This is a genomic window from Mitsuaria sp. BK037 (assembly GCF_014193045.1).
Classification (GTDB): Bacteria; Pseudomonadota; Gammaproteobacteria; order Burkholderiales; family Burkholderiaceae_C; genus Roseateles.
In genome coordinates this window covers 93,535-108,867 of the sequence record NZ_JACHYS010000004.1, presented here as the reverse complement: position 1 = coordinate 108,867, position 15,333 = coordinate 93,535, and the positions used below count along the sequence as shown (strand labels likewise).

The 15,333-nt window shown below is 69.7% G+C and carries 10 protein-coding genes; 5 read left to right on the top strand and 5 right to left on the bottom strand.

The window, feature by feature from the left end; all coding sequences use genetic code 11:
• Positions 1 to 194 precede the first annotated feature (194 nt).
• On the bottom strand, positions 195 to 3,098 hold the full coding sequence (locus FHT37_RS21475) for a TonB-dependent siderophore receptor (RefSeq protein ID WP_091720013.1): 2,904 nt from the start codon (positions 3,096 to 3,098) through the stop codon (positions 195 to 197).
• Positions 3,099 to 3,541: 443 nt separating this feature from the next.
• Entirely contained in the window at positions 3,542 to 6,295 is a 2,754-nt protein-coding gene (locus tag FHT37_RS21470; protein WP_183484409.1) for a TonB-dependent siderophore receptor, read from the bottom strand.
• A 506-nt stretch (positions 6,296 to 6,801) separates the two neighbouring features.
• Between FHT37_RS21470 and FHT37_RS21465 the strand changes: the two genes are divergently transcribed.
• Positions 6,802 to 7,272, top strand: coding sequence for a (2Fe-2S)-binding protein (locus tag FHT37_RS21465; protein ID WP_217648365.1), 471 nt, complete (start codon positions 6,802 to 6,804; stop codon positions 7,270 to 7,272).
• Between the two features lie 2 nt (positions 7,273 to 7,274).
• Positions 7,275 to 9,434: a xanthine dehydrogenase family protein molybdopterin-binding subunit gene (locus FHT37_RS21460; RefSeq protein ID WP_183484406.1), complete on the top strand. Its 2,160-nt coding sequence runs from the start codon at positions 7,275 to 7,277 to the stop codon at positions 9,432 to 9,434.
• 15 nt (positions 9,435 to 9,449) lie between these two features.
• Here FHT37_RS21460 and FHT37_RS21455 read toward each other — a convergent pair whose 3' ends face one another.
• On the bottom strand, positions 9,450 to 9,644 hold the full coding sequence (locus FHT37_RS21455; protein ID WP_091720003.1) for a heavy-metal-associated domain-containing protein: 195 nt from the start codon (positions 9,642 to 9,644) through the stop codon (positions 9,450 to 9,452).
• Between the two features lie 167 nt (positions 9,645 to 9,811).
• Between FHT37_RS21455 and FHT37_RS21450 the strand changes: the two genes are divergently transcribed.
• The 3 genes from FHT37_RS21450 to FHT37_RS21440 all read left to right on the top strand — a co-directional run bounded on the left by FHT37_RS21450 (position 9,812) and on the right by FHT37_RS21440 (position 13,484).
• Positions 9,812 to 12,037, top strand: coding sequence for a cation-translocating P-type ATPase (locus tag FHT37_RS21450; protein ID WP_091720001.1), 2,226 nt, complete (start codon positions 9,812 to 9,814; stop codon positions 12,035 to 12,037).
• Positions 12,038 to 12,183: 146 nt separating this feature from the next.
• Positions 12,184 to 12,537, top strand: a complete 354-nt coding sequence (locus tag FHT37_RS21445; RefSeq protein WP_254783356.1) for a MerR family DNA-binding protein — start codon at positions 12,184 to 12,186, stop codon at positions 12,535 to 12,537.
• Positions 12,534 to 13,484 (top strand): pirin family protein, encoded by a 951-nt coding sequence (locus tag FHT37_RS21440; protein ID WP_183484401.1) that lies wholly within the window; start codon positions 12,534 to 12,536, stop codon positions 13,482 to 13,484. Before FHT37_RS21445 ends, FHT37_RS21440 begins: the two co-directional genes overlap by 4 nt.
• A 126-nt stretch (positions 13,485 to 13,610) precedes the next feature.
• Here the strand turns inward: FHT37_RS21440 and FHT37_RS21435 are convergent, their stop codons facing one another.
• On the bottom strand, positions 13,611 to 14,483 hold the full coding sequence (locus FHT37_RS21435; RefSeq protein WP_091719992.1) for a pirin family protein: 873 nt from the start codon (positions 14,481 to 14,483) through the stop codon (positions 13,611 to 13,613).
• Between the two features lie 114 nt (positions 14,484 to 14,597).
• Positions 14,598 to 15,224: an FMN-dependent NADH-azoreductase gene (locus tag FHT37_RS21430; RefSeq protein ID WP_091719988.1), complete on the bottom strand. Its 627-nt coding sequence runs from the start codon at positions 15,222 to 15,224 to the stop codon at positions 14,598 to 14,600.
• Positions 15,225 to 15,333: the final 109 nt, after the last annotated feature.

The window sequence follows — 15,333 nt, the reverse complement described above, 5'->3', positions numbered from 1 at the left end:
CGACAAGGGCGACCGCAAGCGGTCGCCCTCTTTCATCCGGTGCGCACGCAGCCCCTCCAGCACGCGGCTCTGGCACGCCTTCTCGGTACCCGAGACCAAGTCCGCGCACCCGGCCGCAGGCAAGTACGGACGAAGAAAAGGGACCCGAAGGTCCCTTTCCGCTTGGCGTTCGAGCCAGCCGAAGCCGGCGTCGATCACTTGAAGGTGTAGTTCGCAGTGAACGTCCAGTAGCGGCCGTAGCCGTTGTGCAGGCCGGGGTTCCAACCCAGGATCGTGTTGGCATTGGTGTTGGTGCCGGGGTAGTACGGCGCCTTCTCGTCGGTCACGTTCTGGATGTTCAGCGACAGCGACAGATCCTTGAAGCCGGTGTAGGTGTAGCCGACGTCGAAGGTCATCCACTTGCCGGTCGAGCAGCTCGGATAACGGTTGATGTACAGGTCGCGACCGTTGGTCGGAGTCGCCTGCACACCCAGCACCGTGCGGCCGGTCACGCCGTCCGGGTTCGGACCGCCCCAGTGGCAGGTGTTGCCCGAGTAGTACTCCGGCACCGCACCGTCCATGCGGCGGATGAACGACACGCCGCTCACCCAGTTCATGGCGCCCATCAGCGAGTGCCTGCCGTCGATGTCCAGCGTCGAGGTGGCGCGGAACTTCAGACGCGGCACGTCGCCGGCGGAGGTCGCCCAGTCGGCCAGGCCGCCGTTCGTGCCCACCAGGTTGTTGCGCGCGTCGCCGACGTGCTCTTCGCGGCTGTAGCGGGTCATGTAGGTGCCGCGCAGCTGGTTGGTCCAGCGCAGACCTTCCTTCGGGATCATGTTGGTCTTGACCTCGAAGTCGATGCCCGACACCTCGGTGCTGCCCTGGTTGACCCACGGCGTCTGCACGAACAGCAGCGGACCGGAGTTCGCCACGCCCGGCAGTTGCAGCGCCGGGTTGGTATCACGCAGGATCAGGCCGGGATAGCGCTCCGGATGGTCCACCACGCTCTGCACATCGAGCAGGGCCACTTCGCCCTTCTTCACGATGTTGAAGTAGTCGACCACGATGTCCACGTTCTTGTTGGGCGAGAAGATCACGCCGAACGAGTGGCTCTTGGACTTCTCGGGTTTCAGCTCGGGGTTCGACGTGCCCACGCCGGCCACGCTCTTCGCGCAGTCGGCGATCGCGGCGCCGGGCTTGGGCGTCGATCCATCTTCCTCGCAGCGCACCGGGTCGATGACCCCGTTGACGAAGTACTGCGCGCCGCCCGGAGCGATCTGCGACACGGCCGGAGCGCGGAAGCCCTCGGAATAAGTACCGCGGAAGGACAGTTGCGGGATGACCGTCCACTTCGCACCGACCTTCGGCACGAAGTTGGTCTTGATGCCGGGGTACTTGTCGGCGCGGCCGGCGAAGTCCATTTCGAAGGTCTTCAGCCACGGCGTGCGGAACTCGACGAAGGCCGACTTCACCGTGCGGGCGCCGTCGATCTGCGTATTGGCCAGGCCCAGGATCTTGCCGGTCGCGTTCAGCGTGTCAGGCGTGATTGCCAGCGTCTCCCGGCGAATCTCGACACCGGCCGCGGCGCCGATGGCACCGCCCGGCAGCGAGCCGAACTCGGTGGCGACCTTCGCATCCCATTGCCAGATCGACGCGTCGGCGTTGTTGGTCAGCGGGCGCGACAGGTTGGGATCGGCGGCGATCTGCGCCAGCGTGCGACCGTTGGGGCCGAGCATGGTGCGCAGCACGTCCAGGTTCAGGAAGCCGAAGCTGGTTTCCTCGCGCTTGGCCTTGTTCCACAGGACGGCGCTTTCCCAGTCGAAGGCGCCGGTCGTGCCCTTGACGCCGCCCAGGGCGCGGTACTGCTGGTTGGTCAGCTCGCTACCGCCGCGGATGTTCTCGAAGCGCATCTGCACCGCGGCGCGCGCGTTCGAGAACGGGTTGTCCGGATGCCCGATCTCGAGGACCGGCTGGAAGGACGGCGCCACGTTGCCGAGCAGGAAGTTGCTCGACGGGCTCAGGCCGCTGATCGTGCGCGGCGCGCCGAGGTAGTCCCGCTCGGTGCGCGCGTAGCCCGCTTCCGCGAACGCGGTGATGTCGTTGTTGACGCGGAAGCTCGCGCGCGAGATGAGGCTGCCGTCCGTGCCCTTGTTCTGCGCCTCGTTGTAGTTGTCCAGGTTGAAGTTGCAGAAGGTGCGGCCCAGCAGCGGCGCCTGGGTGATGCCATAGACGGCGCCGCCGGTGATCTGCTGCGACGGATCGCAGTTGGTGCGGATCACGACGTTGGCCGGGTTCCCCTGCGGGAAGTTCAGCTGGCCGGGGGTGCCTTCACGGGTGAGGAAGGGCGAGGCCGACGAGAACGAGCCGTACGGGTTCAGGCGCAGGTTGATGGCGCGGTAGTCGTCGGCGTGGATGTCCTTGACGTCGCGGGTCATCGTGCGACCGCGATGGGTGATGTCCGCGCTGATCAGCAGGTTGAAGCCGTCCTTGGCGAAGTCGCCGAAGCCGAACGCGCCATTGACCGTCTGGCGGCTGAATTCGCCGTCGTCGTTGGCGCCCACCGTGGCGCCCATCTGGATGCCCTGGTAATCGTTCTTCGTGATGAAGTTGATGACGCCGCCGACCGCGTCGGAGCCGTACACCGCCGAGGCGCCGTCCTTGAAGATCTCGACGCGCTCCAGCGCGGACACCGGGATCGAGTTCAAGTCGTACAGCGTCGACGTGCCGTTGTTCGGGTTCGCATAGGCGGCCGGCGTGAGGCGGCGGCCGTTCAGCAGCACCAGGGTCGAGGTCGAGCCCAGGCCCCGCAGCGAGGCGGTGGCCACACCGCGCGAGAAGCTGTTCTGCCCCGGCGTGTCGCTGAAGCCGTCGGTGCCCATCGCGGGAACCATCTTCATCAGCTCCAGCGCGGTCTTCGCGCCGCTGGCGCGAATCTCGGCCTGGGTGATGCGATCGATCGGCGAGGTGCCTTCGGCCGCGGTACGGCGGATGTTGGAGCCCGTGACTTCGACGCGCTCGAGTTGTTGCGATTCCTGCGCCGCGGCGATGCCGCAGGCCAGCGTGCTGGCAATCGCGATGCTGGTCAGTGCCAGCGCCCTGTGGGTCAGTTGACGAGACATTACGGTCCTCTTTTAAAAGGGGGTCGCACCCGGTGATGGCGCTGCTTCCCGACGTCGCAGCGCGCCACGGAATCGATAACTCCGGTGCGGTGCGCAACGCGATTTTTTCAGTGACGCAAACGTGTGGTTCACCAACAAAAACATTTGCTACAGCACGCAGCAAAGATGCGACAGACCTATAAGAAGAAACCCGTGATGAACGCGTCAAACGCGGGGGAACCCTATCCTCAGAAACCCCCTTAAATAGAGGCGGGACTACTACGGATATGTGGGGTGAATAACCATGACGAGGCAGTCCCAATGCCAAAAGCCATGCGGATCACCCATGCCAAAGGTCATGGAGCCCCTCCCGCGAAGGACGAAAAAAAGCCCGGACAAGCCGGGCTTCGCGAGGGGTGGAAGGCCGCGGGCGGCGGCCTTCCGGAACGCGCGGGGCGCTTTGATCAGAAGTCGTAGGACGCGCCGATCTTGTAGCTCCGCGGACGGACGCGGTAGCCATCGCGCAGGTTCACCGGCCGCTCGTCGCCCATCAGGTTGTTGATGTTCAGCGTCAGGCGCAGGTTCTTGATGCCGGTGTAGCCCAGGCTGAAGTCGGTGCGCAGGTCCTCGTCGATGTAGCAGGGCAGCGCGCCCGGCTTCAGGCGGGCCTGGCACGCGGACTCGCCCCAGCTGGCCAGGTCGGTCTCGTCGCGGTTCAGCGCGGTGCGGGACGTGTAGTTGAAGCGCAGTCCGGTGGTCCAGTCGCCCTTGTTCCAGTAGGCCGAGAACACCGCCTTCAGGCGCGGGTTCTCATACATGCCGACCTGGTTGGGACGCCACTTGTTCGCGTCGATGTCCCACGCCTTGTAGGTCAGCGCGTAGGTCGCCGCCACGCCCAGGTTCAGCGTGCCGAACGAACCCGCCGCCACGCGGCCCTTGACGTCGATGTCCACGCCCGAGGTCTCGGTCTTGCCGAAGTTTTCGTACTGCAGCAGCAGCGAGGTGATCTGGCCGGCCTGCCAGGCCAGCGAACCGCCCGACAGCTGGTTGGCGCGGTCCACCCAGGCCTGCTCCTGCGCGGTCAGCGTGGCGCGGCTGATCATGGTCTCGTAGCCGGGCTTGCCTTCGCGCTCCAGCACGTAGTCCGGATCACGCGAGTTGATCTCGTTCTTGCGCTCGATCTTGAAGTAGTCGACGGCGATCGACGCGTTGCGGGTCGGCTCGAACACGAAGCCCAGGGTGATGCTCTTCGACGTTTCCGGCTTCAGGTTGGGATTGGCCGAGATCATCGCCGGCACCGAGGCGCGGCAGCCGCTGGCCAGGGCCAGCGCGGCGTCGGCCTGGTCGGCCGCCGTGCCCTTCTTGAGGATGTCGCTGACGGCCGTGGCGGTCGCGCAGCGCGCCGGGTCCACCGTGTTGTTGAAGAAGCCAGTCACGCCGACCTGGCCCAGCGTCTCGGGGATGTTGGGCGCGCGGAAGCCGCCGGCCACCGTGCCGCGCAGCAGCAGCTGCGGCGACACCTCGTAGCGCACGCCCAGCTTCGGCGAGACGCGGCCGTCGAAGCCGCTGGCCTTGTCGAAGCGCAGCGCGCCATTGAGCTCCAGGCCCTTCCACACCGGGGCGTTCAGCTCCAGGAAGGCGGCGTCGAGGTTGCGCTCGCCGTCGATCAGCACCGAGCCGCGGCCCACGATCTGCGCCTTCAGGACGTTGTCGGTCGACTTGATCGACACGCCTTCCTGGCGGTGTTCGGCACCCAGCGCGAAGGCCAGCGGACCGCCCGGCAGCTGCATCAGCTCGCCGCTCAGCTTGGCATCCACCCAGGTCTGATGGTTCTTGCCCTTGGAGCCGTTGACCGGGAACAGGCGCTCGAGCAGCTCGCGGCTGTTGCCGCCGCCGATCTTGTACTCGCCGGATTCGACGGCCGCGAACAGGTCGCGCGAGCCCCAGCGGGCCAGCTTCTCCGCCTCGGCGGCGTTGCGGCCGACCGAGACTTCCCAGTCCATGTCGCGGAAGGTGCCTTGCAGACCGGTCAGCACGCGGTACTGCTTGCCGGTGCCGTCGTAGTTGAACAGGCTGGGGTCATCCATGAACCGGTAGTCGATGCCACGCGGCTGGCCGGTCGGGTTGGCCGGGTTGGTGGCCGAGAGCACCGGGTGCGGCACCGACTGGGCCACCTTGTTGTAGCCGTCGTACCAGCGCGAGGTGGCGCCGGCGCCGATGGCCATCGGCACCGTCAGGTACTCGGTGGTCGTCTTGGAGTAGCTCAGCTCGGCGAAGGCCTGGATGTCCTCGGTGACCTTCGCGCGGGCGGCGCTGAACAGGTTCACGCGCCTGGCCGGATCGGAAACCGCATTCAGGCCGTTGATGTCGGTCACGCACTGGCCGGCCGAATTCAGCGTCGTGCAGCCCGCCACCGGCACGCGGTTGGTGCCCACGCGCAGGTTGCCGGGGTAGGAGTTCAGGCTGGGGTCGCCGAAGGATGCCAGATAGAAGGACTTGTGCCACGCGGGGTAGTCGTCCTTGACGTCGGCCACGGTGTAGCCCTCGCGGCGATAGGCCTCGATGTTGGCGAAGACGTTGAAGCGGTCCTTCTCGAGGTCGCCGAAGCCGGCCACGATGCTGGCCTGGCGCTGCGCGCCCAGGCTGGGGTTCTCGTTGAAGGTGTAGCTGGCGGACGCGCCGACGCCGTTGTAGCTGCGGCGCGTGATGATGTTGATCACGCCGGCCATCGCGTCCGAGCCGTAGATGGCGGAGGCGCCGTCCTTCAGCACTTCCACGCGCTCGACGGCATCGGCCGGGATCGAGTCGACGTTGACGAAGGTGTCCTTGGCGCCGTCGGCCAGGCCGAAGTTGGCGACGCGGCGGCCGTTCAGCAGCACCAGCGTGGCGCCCTTGCCCAGCCCGCGCATCGACACGCCCGAGGCGCCGGAGGCGAAGCTGGAGGTGTTGCCGTCGTCGCGGATCTCGGTGCTCGAGGTCGAGGTCAGCGTGTCCAGCACCTGGCGCACGGTGTTGGCGCCGGTGCGACGGATCTCCTCGCGGTTGTAGACCTGCACCGGCGAGGCGGTTTCGGACGCCAGGCGCTTGATGTTGGAGCCGGTCACCTCGACGCGCTGGAGCTGGGTCGTGTCCTGTGCCTGGGCTTGCGCGATCTGGGCGCAGCACAGCAGCGCCGCGGCGGCGCTCAGGGACAGGGAGAGCTGGTTGTTCTTTCTCATACTTCCACTTGCGAATTGATGAAAGGCCGGATGGGTCGCATCGGCCGAGGAGACCGGTGCCCGCGAGCAGGACCGGATCGCGCCCGGGGGATCACCCGATGGGCGCGAGGGGGCGGATTCTGGGGAGGGGCCTCCCCCCTGTCCCTCGTCATCCATTGCAAATCAGCAACAAACCTTCACGTCGCGCCGTCCGTTATTCGCAGAACCGGGCGCTTCTCGCGCGAGTGCTACAAAAGTGGGCTGACTTGGATGGGGGACGGTCCGTTACCTCACCCAAAGCGCGGGAAAACCCTCCCGCCTGGGAGCGGCACCATTCGGGTGCGCCCATCGCCCTCTCGTGCGGGTGAACCCTGCCGGGTTGACCCTCGAAGGCGGCATCAAGACCTGTCCCTGCACGGTTTTGAAGCGAAAGCGCTACCCTTGCGCACCCCCGCCGCAAGACCCGGCCCCTTCGCGAAGGACCGGGCGCGGTGGATCCGCCCCAGGCGCCCCCAGGAGGAATCCCCATGTCCATTTCGATGACCGTGAACGGCAAGGCGGTGACGCTCGATGCCGATCCGCAGATGCCGCTACTGTGGGCGCTGCGCGAGGACCTGCAGCTGACCGGCACCAAGTTCGGTTGCGGCATGGCGCTGTGCGGCGCCTGCACCGTCCACCTGGACGGCCAGCCGGTGCGCGCCTGCCAGACGCCCCTGGAGGCCGCGGCCGGCAAGAAGATCACGACGATCGAGGGCGTGGCCGCCACGCCCACCGGCCGGGCGGTGCAGAAGGCCTGGCTCAAGATCGACGTGCCACAGTGCGGCTATTGCCAGAGCGGCCAGATCATGAGCGCCTGCGCGTTGCTGGCCGGCAAGAAGAAGCCCACCGACGCGGACATCGATGGCGCGATGAGCGGCAATGTCTGCCGCTGCGGCACCTACAACCAGATCCGGGCGGCGATCCACGACGCCTCGGCCACGCTGGCGAAGGGAGGCTGATCATGGGCATCACCGTGGAATCCCCGAGCCGCCGCGGGCTGCTCAAGACCGGCGCGGCGCTGACCCTGTCCTTCGCGCTGCCGCTGGCGACGACGCGCGCCGCGCTGGCACAGGCCGCCTCGGCCCCCGCCAGCAACACCTTCGCACCCAATGCCTGGCTGCGCATCACGCCGGACGGCAAGGTCACCGTGGTCTGCGGCTCGGCCGAGATGGGCCAGGGCGTGCTGACCGCCATCCCGATGATGGTGGCCGAGGAACTGGACGCCGACTGGGCGCTGGTCTCGGTCGAGCAGGCGCCGGCCAGCGCCGCCTACAACAACCCGATGTTCGGCATGCAGGCCACCGGCGGCAGCACGACGGTGCGCGCGCACTGGACGCCGGTGCGCCAGGCCGGCGCGGCGGCACGCCAGATGCTGGTCGCGGCCGCGGCGCAGCAGTGGGGCGTGGATGCCGCGTCGCTGCGAACCGAGCGCGGCCAGGTCATCGGCCCGAATGGCCGCCAGCTCGGCTACGGCGCGCTGGTCGAGGCCGCCGCGAAACAGGCCGTGCCCGAGAAGCCGGTGCTGAAGGACCGCAAGGACTTCCGCATCATGGGCAAGCCCACGCGCCGCCTGGACAGCGCGGCCAAGATCAACGGCACCGCCAAGTTCGGCATCGACGCGCACGTCGAGGGCATGCTGGTCGCGGTGATGGCGCGCGCGCCGATCGCCGGCGCCAAGCCCAAGGCCTTCGACGAGGGCAAGGCCAAGGCGATCAAGGGCGTGCGCAAGGTCATCGCGATCCCGTCCGGCGTGGCGGTGCTGGCGGATGGCTACTGGGCCGCGAAGCAGGGGCGCGACGCGCTCGGCATCGAGTGGGATCTGGGCGCGCACGCGGACCTGTCCACCGACAAGGTCTCGGCGACGCTGGACGAAGCCCTGCAGAACCCCAGCGCGATCGCGCGCGAGACCGGCAACGTCAAGGATGGCAGCGCCAATTCAGCGCGTAGCCTGACCGCGCAGTACGACGTGCCCTACCTCGCCCACGCCTGCATGGAGCCGCTGAACTGCCTGGCCTGGGTGCGCGGCGACGAGGTCACGATCTGGGCCGGCACGCAGAGCCAGGGACCGGCGCAGGGCATCCTGTCGCAGGTCGCGCAGGTCACGCCGGCCAAGGTCAAGGTCAACACGCTGCTGCTGGGCGGCGGCTTCGGACGCCGCTTCGCGCCGGACTTCACCATCGACGCCACGCTGCTGTCCAAGCTCAGCGGCAGCCCGGTGAAGCTGGTCTACACCCGCGAGGACGACATGGCCGCGGGCTACTACCGCCCGACTTCGCGGGTGCGCTTCGAGGCCGGGCTCGACGACAAGGGCCAGCCGCTGATGCTGCGGGCCGAGGTCGCGAGCCCGTCCATCATGGCCGCCTCCGGCTTCATGAAGATCCCCGACAACGGCGTCGACGCGATGGCCGTCGAGGGCCTGGCGGACCATCCCTACGAGATCCCGCATCAGCGCGTCGCCTACGGCCGCGCGGAGCCGGGCCCGCAGGTGTGGTTCTGGCGCTCGGTGGGGCATTCCCAGAACGCGTTCTTCATCGAGAGCTTCATCGATGAACTCGCGCACGCGGCCAAGGCCGATCCGCTGAAGTACCGCCTGGCGCTGCTGGAGAAGCATCCCCGCGCGCGCGGCGTGCTGCTGCTCGCGGCGGAGAAGGCCGGCTGGAGCCGCCCATTGCCCAAGGGCCGGCACCGCGGCATCGCGGTGGCCGAGAGCTTCGGCACCTGGGTGGCGGAGGTGGCCGAGGTGTCCGTCGGCAAGGACGGTGCGATCAAGGTGCATCGCGTGACCGCGGCGGTGGACTGCGGCCAGACCGTCAACCCGCAGACCATCGCCCGCCAGATCGAGGGCGCCGTGGTCTACGGCCTGTCCGCGGCGCTGTATGGCCGCATCACCTTCAAGGACGGGAAGGTCGAGCAGAGCAACTTCCACGACTACCCGGTGCTGCGCCTGAACGAGATGCCCAAGGTGGACGTGCACATCGTGCAGAGCAGCGAGGCGCCCGGCGGCATCGGCGAGCCGGGCACGCCGCCGATCGCGCCGGCCGTGGCCAACGCGATCTTCGCGGCCACCGGCAAGCGGCTGCGCCAGCTGCCGTTCGACGGCGAGGCGCTGAAGCGGGCCTGAGCGCCCGCGGCGGACTCAGGAGGCCGGCGGGTAGCCGGCCTCGCTGAGCACGCCGGCCAGTTGCTCGCGGCTCAGGCCGCTTTCCACCCGCACCGTCTTCTGCGGCAGGTCGACATCGACCTCGGCCTTGGCGTCGGCCTCCTTGACGGCCTCGGTCACGGCGGCGAGGCAGTGCCCGCAGCTCATGTCGGGCAGCTTGAATTCATGCATGGGGAACTCCTGGGAAAAAGGAACGGGAGGAACGGGAGGAACGGGAGGAACGGCCCGAAGGTTAAACCTTGCCATCGTGGCAGGGTCAAGGCGAGCGCCGCATGACGCTTCTCCCATCCGGGGCATGGCCTTGACCTTCCCATCATGGCAAGCTTGAGACTGCCGCCATGAACACCGCCCCCACCCCCACCGCGCCGGCCGGCGAGCTCCAGCTCGCCGTGGCCGGCATGACCTGCGCGAGCTGCGTCAACCGCGTCGAGCGCGCGCTGCGCAAGGTGCCCGGCGTCGAGGACGCCCAGGTGAACCTCGCGCTGGAGACCGCCACCGTGCGCCTGCTGCCCGGCGTGGACGCGGCCGCGCTGGTCGCAGCCATCGGCAAGGCTGGCTACGAGGCGCGCCGGCTCGCCGTCGAGGACGACGCGCCCCCCGCGCCGCCGCCCTGGTCGGCCACCGGCTGGCCGGTGCTGGTCGCGGCGCTGCTGACGCTGCCGCTGATCGCGCCGATGGTCGCGATGCTCTGGGGCGGGCACCTGATGCTGTCCGGCGGATGGCAGCTGGTGCTGGCCACGCCGGTGCAGTTCTGGCTGGGCGCGCGCTTCTACCGCGCCGGTTGGGCCGCACTGAAGGACCGCAGCGGCAACATGGACCTGCTGGTCGCGCTCGGCACCAGCGCCGCCTACGGGCTGAGCGTCTACGAGCTGCTCCGGCAAGGACCGGCGAGCGGCGCGCTGTACTTCGAATCGGCCGCCGCGGTGATCACGCTGGTGCTGCTCGGCAAGTGGCTGGAGGGACGCGCCAAGCGCCAGACGCTCAGCGCCATCGCCGCGCTGAAGCAGCTGCGCCCCGAGCACGCCCGCGTGCGCCGCGGCCCGGCCGATGCGCTACGGGAGATCGACGTGCCGCTCGCGCAGCTCCGGCTGGGGGACCTGATGGTCGTGCGCCCCGGCGAGCGCATTCCCGCCGACGGCCGCATCCGCGAAGGCGCGGGCCACGTCGATGAATCGCTGATCAGCGGGGAGAGCCTGCCGGTCGAGAAGGCCGCGGGCGACCGCGTCGTCGGCGGCGCGGTCAATGGCGAGGGCCTGTTGCTGGTCGAGGTCACCGCGCTGGGGGCCGAGTCCACGCTGTCGCGCATCGTGCGGCTGGTCGAGTCGGCGCAGGCGCACAAGGCGCCGATCCAGCGCCTGGTGGACCAGGTGAGCGCGGTGTTCGTGCCGGCGGTGCTGGTGATCGCCGCCATCACGCTGGTGGGCTGGGGCCTGGCGAGCGGCGACTGGGAGCGCGCGCTGATCCATGCGGTCGCGGTGCTGGTGATCGCCTGCCCCTGCGCGCTCGGACTGGCGACGCCCGCCGCGATCATGGTCGGCACCGGCGTCGCGGCGCGACGCGGCCTGCTGATCAAGGATGCCGAGGCGCTGGAGCAGGCGCGGCGCGTCGACCTGGTCGTGTTCGACAAGACCGGCACGCTGACCGAGGGCAAGCCGCGGCTGACCGCCTTCGCGGCGGTGCCGGGCCAGGACGAGGCCGAAGCGCTGGCGTTGGCCGCGGCGCTGCAGCAAGGCAGCGAACATCCGCTGGCGCGCGCGGTGCGCGACGCCGCCTCCGGGCGCGCGCTGGCGACGGTGCCGGCCACCGCCGTCCGTGCGGTCGCGGGACGCGGCATCGAGGGCCGCGTCCAGGACCGCGCGCTGAAGCTGGGTAGCGGGCGCTGGATGGCGGCGCTGGGCGTCGACCTGTCGCCGCTGGCCGCGCAGGCGGACGCCGAGATGGCGCGCGGCCACACCCTGTCGTGGCTGGCGGCGGTCGAGCCCGGGGGCGCGCCGGTGCTGCTGGCGATGCTGGCCTTCGGCGACCGCGCCAAGCCGACCTCGGCCGCGGCGATCGCCGAGCTGAAGGCGCTGGGCCTGCGCACGCTGATGCTGAGCGGTGACAACGCCGCGGCGGCAAGGGCGGCGGCCGACGCACTGGGCCTGGACGAGGTCCGCGCCGAGCTGCTGCCGGAGGACAAGGCGCGCATCGTCGCCGGGCTGCGGGACGGCGGCGCGCGCGTGGCGATGGTCGGCGACGGCATCAACGACGCGCCGGCGCTGGCCGCGGCGGATGTCGGCCTGGCGATGGGCGGCGGCACCGACGTGGCGATGGAAGCCGCCGGCATCACGCTGATGCGGGGCGACCCGCGACTGGTCGCCGACGCGATCGCGCTGTCGCGCGCGACGGTCGCGAAGATCCGCCAGAACCTGTTCTGGGCCTTCATCTACAACCTGCTGGGCGTGCCGCTGGCGGCGCTGGGACTGCTGAGCCCGGTGATCGCCGGCGCGGCGATGGCGCTGTCCAGCGTCTCCGTGCTCGGCAACGCGCTGCTGCTCAAGCGCTGGAAGGGATCCGCCCGATGACCGCTGCCGCCCCGATGAGGACACGCGTCGCCGGCGCCAGGCACCGCCGCGACGAGGCGGCCGACGCCGGCAACGGCGTGCCCGCCAACGACGCCGCGCCGCTGACGATCGGCCAGGCGGCCGAGCGCTCCGGTGTCTCGCCGAAGATGCTGCGCCATTACGAGTCGCTCGGCCTGCTGCCGCCGGTGGCGCGCACCGGCTCGGGCTACCGCCTCTACGGCGAGAAGGAGGTGCACACGCTGCGCTTCATCCGCCGCGCGCGCGACCTGGGTTTCTCGATGGCGGAGATCGCCGAGCTGCTCAAGCTCTGGCAGAACCGCCGCCGCGCCAGCGGCCAGGTCAAGCGCATCGCCGAGGCCCACATCGCCGACCTGGACCGCCGGCTGGCGGAGATGCAGGCCATGCGGCGCGCGCTGGCCGAGCTGGCCCGCTGCTGCCACGGCGACGACCGCCCCGACTGCCCCATCCTCGACGACCTCTCACAAGGAGCCCTCCCATGAGCGTCCCCCTCGACCCGGCCATCGGCCCGCATGCCGATCCCGTCCCCGCCCGCTGGGAGCGCATCGGCGCGCACCTGGGCGATGTCGGCGGCCTGAGCATCCGCCGCGCGATCCCCACCGCCAGGCGCCGCATGATCGGCGCCTGGTGCTTCCTGGACCACGCCGGCCCGGCCGACCTCACGCCCGAGACGGCGATGCGCGTGGGCCCGCATCCGCACACCGGGCTGCAGACCTTCAGCTGGATGATCGAGGGCGAGGTGCTGCATCGCGACAGCCTGGGCTCCGAGCAGATGCTGCGGCCCGGCCAGGTGAACCTCATGACCGCGGGCCGGGGCATCAGCCACACCGAGGAATCGCAGTCGGACCGCCTCCAGCTGGCGCAGCTGTGGATCGCGCTGCCCGACGCGGTGCGCCATCGCGAGCCGGCCTTCCAGCACTTCCCGGAACTGCCGTCGTTCGCCACCGGCGGCTTCGAGACGATGCTGCTGGTGGGCGAGTTCGGCGGCCAGCGCTCGCCGGTGCCCAGCCACACGCCGCTGCTGGGCATGGACCTGAGCGCGACGCGCGCCGCCGAAGCGACGCTGCCGCTGCATCCGGACCACGAGTACGGGCTGATGGTGCTGGAGGGCGAGCTCTCGGTCACGCTGGACGGCGAGTCCGCCGGCGCCAGCAAGCCCGGCGAGCTGCTGTACCTGGCGCCGGGCGCGCAATCGCTGAAGCTGCTGTCGGGCGGCGGCAAGAGCCGCGCGCTGCTGCTGGGCGGCCCGCCCTTCGGCGAGCCGGTGCTGCTGTTCTGGAACTTCGTCGGTCGCAACCGCGAGGAAATGCAGGCCTATGCCGAGGAATGGAACAGCCGCGAGGACGGCGGCCGCTTCGGCGCGGTGCAAGGCTTCGACGGGCCGCGGTTGCTCGCGCCCGTGGTGCCGCCGCTCAAGACGCCGCGATGAGAAGTCGCGGGCGGGGTGCGTGTCCCCGCCCGCGGCCGGCTTGTCGGGCCGACGGCTGCCGCAAGCGGTCACGCGCCGCCCGCGCCCCGGGAGGGCCGCCGGCGGCGCGTCGAGTCGGACCGGGGCTCAGGCGAACTTGCCGGCCTGGAAGTCGCGCACGGCCTGGAGCAGCTCGCCTTCGGTGTTCATCACGAACGGGCCGTACTGCGCGATCGGCTCGCCCAGCGGCTGGCCGGCCACGAGGATGACGCGCGCGCCTTCCTCCGACGCCGTGAGCCGCACGCCGTCCGAGCCGGCCGTGTTGGCCAGGATCGCCATCCGGCCGCTCGGCACCAGGCAGCCGGTGTCGAAGCGCAGCGCCCCGCGGTACACGTACACGAAGGCGTTGTGCGACTCGGGCAGCGCCTGCTCGAAGCTCGCGCCGGGCTCAAGGCGGATGTCGAGGTAGGTCGGCTGCGTCGCGTCGCGCTGCACCGCGCCCGCCACGCCCTGACTCTCGCCCGCGATGACGCGCACCGTCGCGCCTGGCAGCGCCAGCTCGGGGATCTCGGCGCTGGTGATGTCGCGGTACCAGGGGTCGCGCATCTTGTCGCGGCCCGGCAGGTTCAGCCACAGCTGGAAGCCTTCCATGCGGCCTTCCTGCTGCTCGGGCAGTTCCGAATGGATCACGCCGCGGCCGGCGGTCATCCACTGCACGCCGCCCGGGCCCAGCAGGCCTTCATGGCCGGCCGAGTCGCGATGGCGCATCCGGCCTTCCAGCATGTAGGTCACGGTCTCGAAGCCGCGGTGCGGATGGTCGGGGAAGCCGGCGATGTAGTCGTCGGCATCGTCGGTGCCGAAGGCGTCCAGCATCAGGAAGGGATCCAGGCGCCGCTGCAGGTCCTGCGTCAGCACGCGCGTCAGCTTGACGCCGGCGCCGTCGCGGGTGGCCCTGCCCTGCACCAGGCGCTCGACCTGGCGGGGCGTCCGAAGAGGGGTGGCAGGGGTGGCGGCGGTCATGGTGGATCCTTTCCAGAAGGGGGGAGTGTCGAACGAGGGGGAGAGGCCCTTCCCCCGGAGGGGCCCACCCGCATCGGGTGGGCAACGGTCAAAAACGGTCGAAAGCGGTCGAGCTCAGGCCGGCTGCGCTTCGCCGAACAGCGCGGCGATTTCCTCACGGGCGACCGCCAGGCCCTTGGCCGCGGCTTCCTCGCCCATGTTCAGGCCCTCGGCCAGCACGAACTTCACGTCGGTCATGCCCAGGAAGCCCAGCGTCACCTGCAGGTAGGGAACGATGTTGTCGGTCGGCTGGCCGCGGTGCACGCCGCCGCGCGAGCTGACGACGATGACCTTCTTGCCGGTGACCAGGCCGACCGGGCCGTTGGCGCCGTAGCTGAAGGTGACGCCGGCGCGGGCCACGGCATCGATCCAGTTCTTCAGCTGCGAGGACACGCCGAAGTTGATCATCGGCGCGGTCAGCACGATCACGTCGGCGGCCTGCAGTTCGGCGATCAGCTGGTCGTTGAACGCCACGCGGTCGGCCTGCGCCTGGCTGCGGGCGTCGGCCGGGGTGAACAGCGCGCCCAGCGTGGCCTCGTCCATCGGCGGCAGCGGACGCACCGCCAGGTCGTGCACCACCGTCTTCGCGCCGGGGTTGCGCTCGACCAGTTGCTGGACCACTTCATTGGCCAGCAGGGTCGAGACCGAACCCTGGCCTTCATGCAGACGGCGGGCGCTGGAATTGATCTGGAGGATGTTCATGGTGCGTTTCTCCGGGCGTTTCGGCTGAATCAGCCGGGGGTGTGATGGGATGGAATGAACTGTATTGATCCCCCTCCAACACCAGAAGACGCCGTACTGGATAAGATTG

Excerpts from the sequence above, each read along its gene's own strand:
- FHT37_RS21475 (WP_091720013.1), bottom strand. The coding sequence starts at position 3,098 with ATGTCTCGTCAACTGACCCACAGGGCGCTGGCACTGACCAGCATCGCG.
- FHT37_RS21470 (WP_183484409.1), bottom strand. The coding sequence starts at position 6,295 with ATGAGAAAGAACAACCAGCTCTCCCTGTCCCTGAGCGCCGCCGCGGCG.
- FHT37_RS21465 (WP_217648365.1), top strand. The coding sequence starts at position 6,802 with ATGTCCATTTCGATGACCGTGAACGGCAAGGCGGTGACGCTCGATGCC.
- FHT37_RS21460 (WP_183484406.1), top strand. The coding sequence starts at position 7,275 with ATGGGCATCACCGTGGAATCCCCGAGCCGCCGCGGGCTGCTCAAGACC.
- FHT37_RS21455 (WP_091720003.1), bottom strand. The coding sequence starts at position 9,644 with ATGCATGAATTCAAGCTGCCCGACATGAGCTGCGGGCACTGCCTCGCC.
- FHT37_RS21450 (WP_091720001.1), top strand. The coding sequence starts at position 9,812 with ATGAACACCGCCCCCACCCCCACCGCGCCGGCCGGCGAGCTCCAGCTC.
- FHT37_RS21445 (WP_254783356.1), top strand. The coding sequence starts at position 12,184 with ATGCTGCGCCATTACGAGTCGCTCGGCCTGCTGCCGCCGGTGGCGCGC.
- FHT37_RS21440 (WP_183484401.1), top strand. The coding sequence starts at position 12,534 with ATGAGCGTCCCCCTCGACCCGGCCATCGGCCCGCATGCCGATCCCGTC.
- FHT37_RS21435 (WP_091719992.1), bottom strand. The coding sequence starts at position 14,483 with ATGACCGCCGCCACCCCTGCCACCCCTCTTCGGACGCCCCGCCAGGTC.
- FHT37_RS21430 (WP_091719988.1), bottom strand. The coding sequence starts at position 15,224 with ATGAACATCCTCCAGATCAATTCCAGCGCCCGCCGTCTGCATGAAGGC.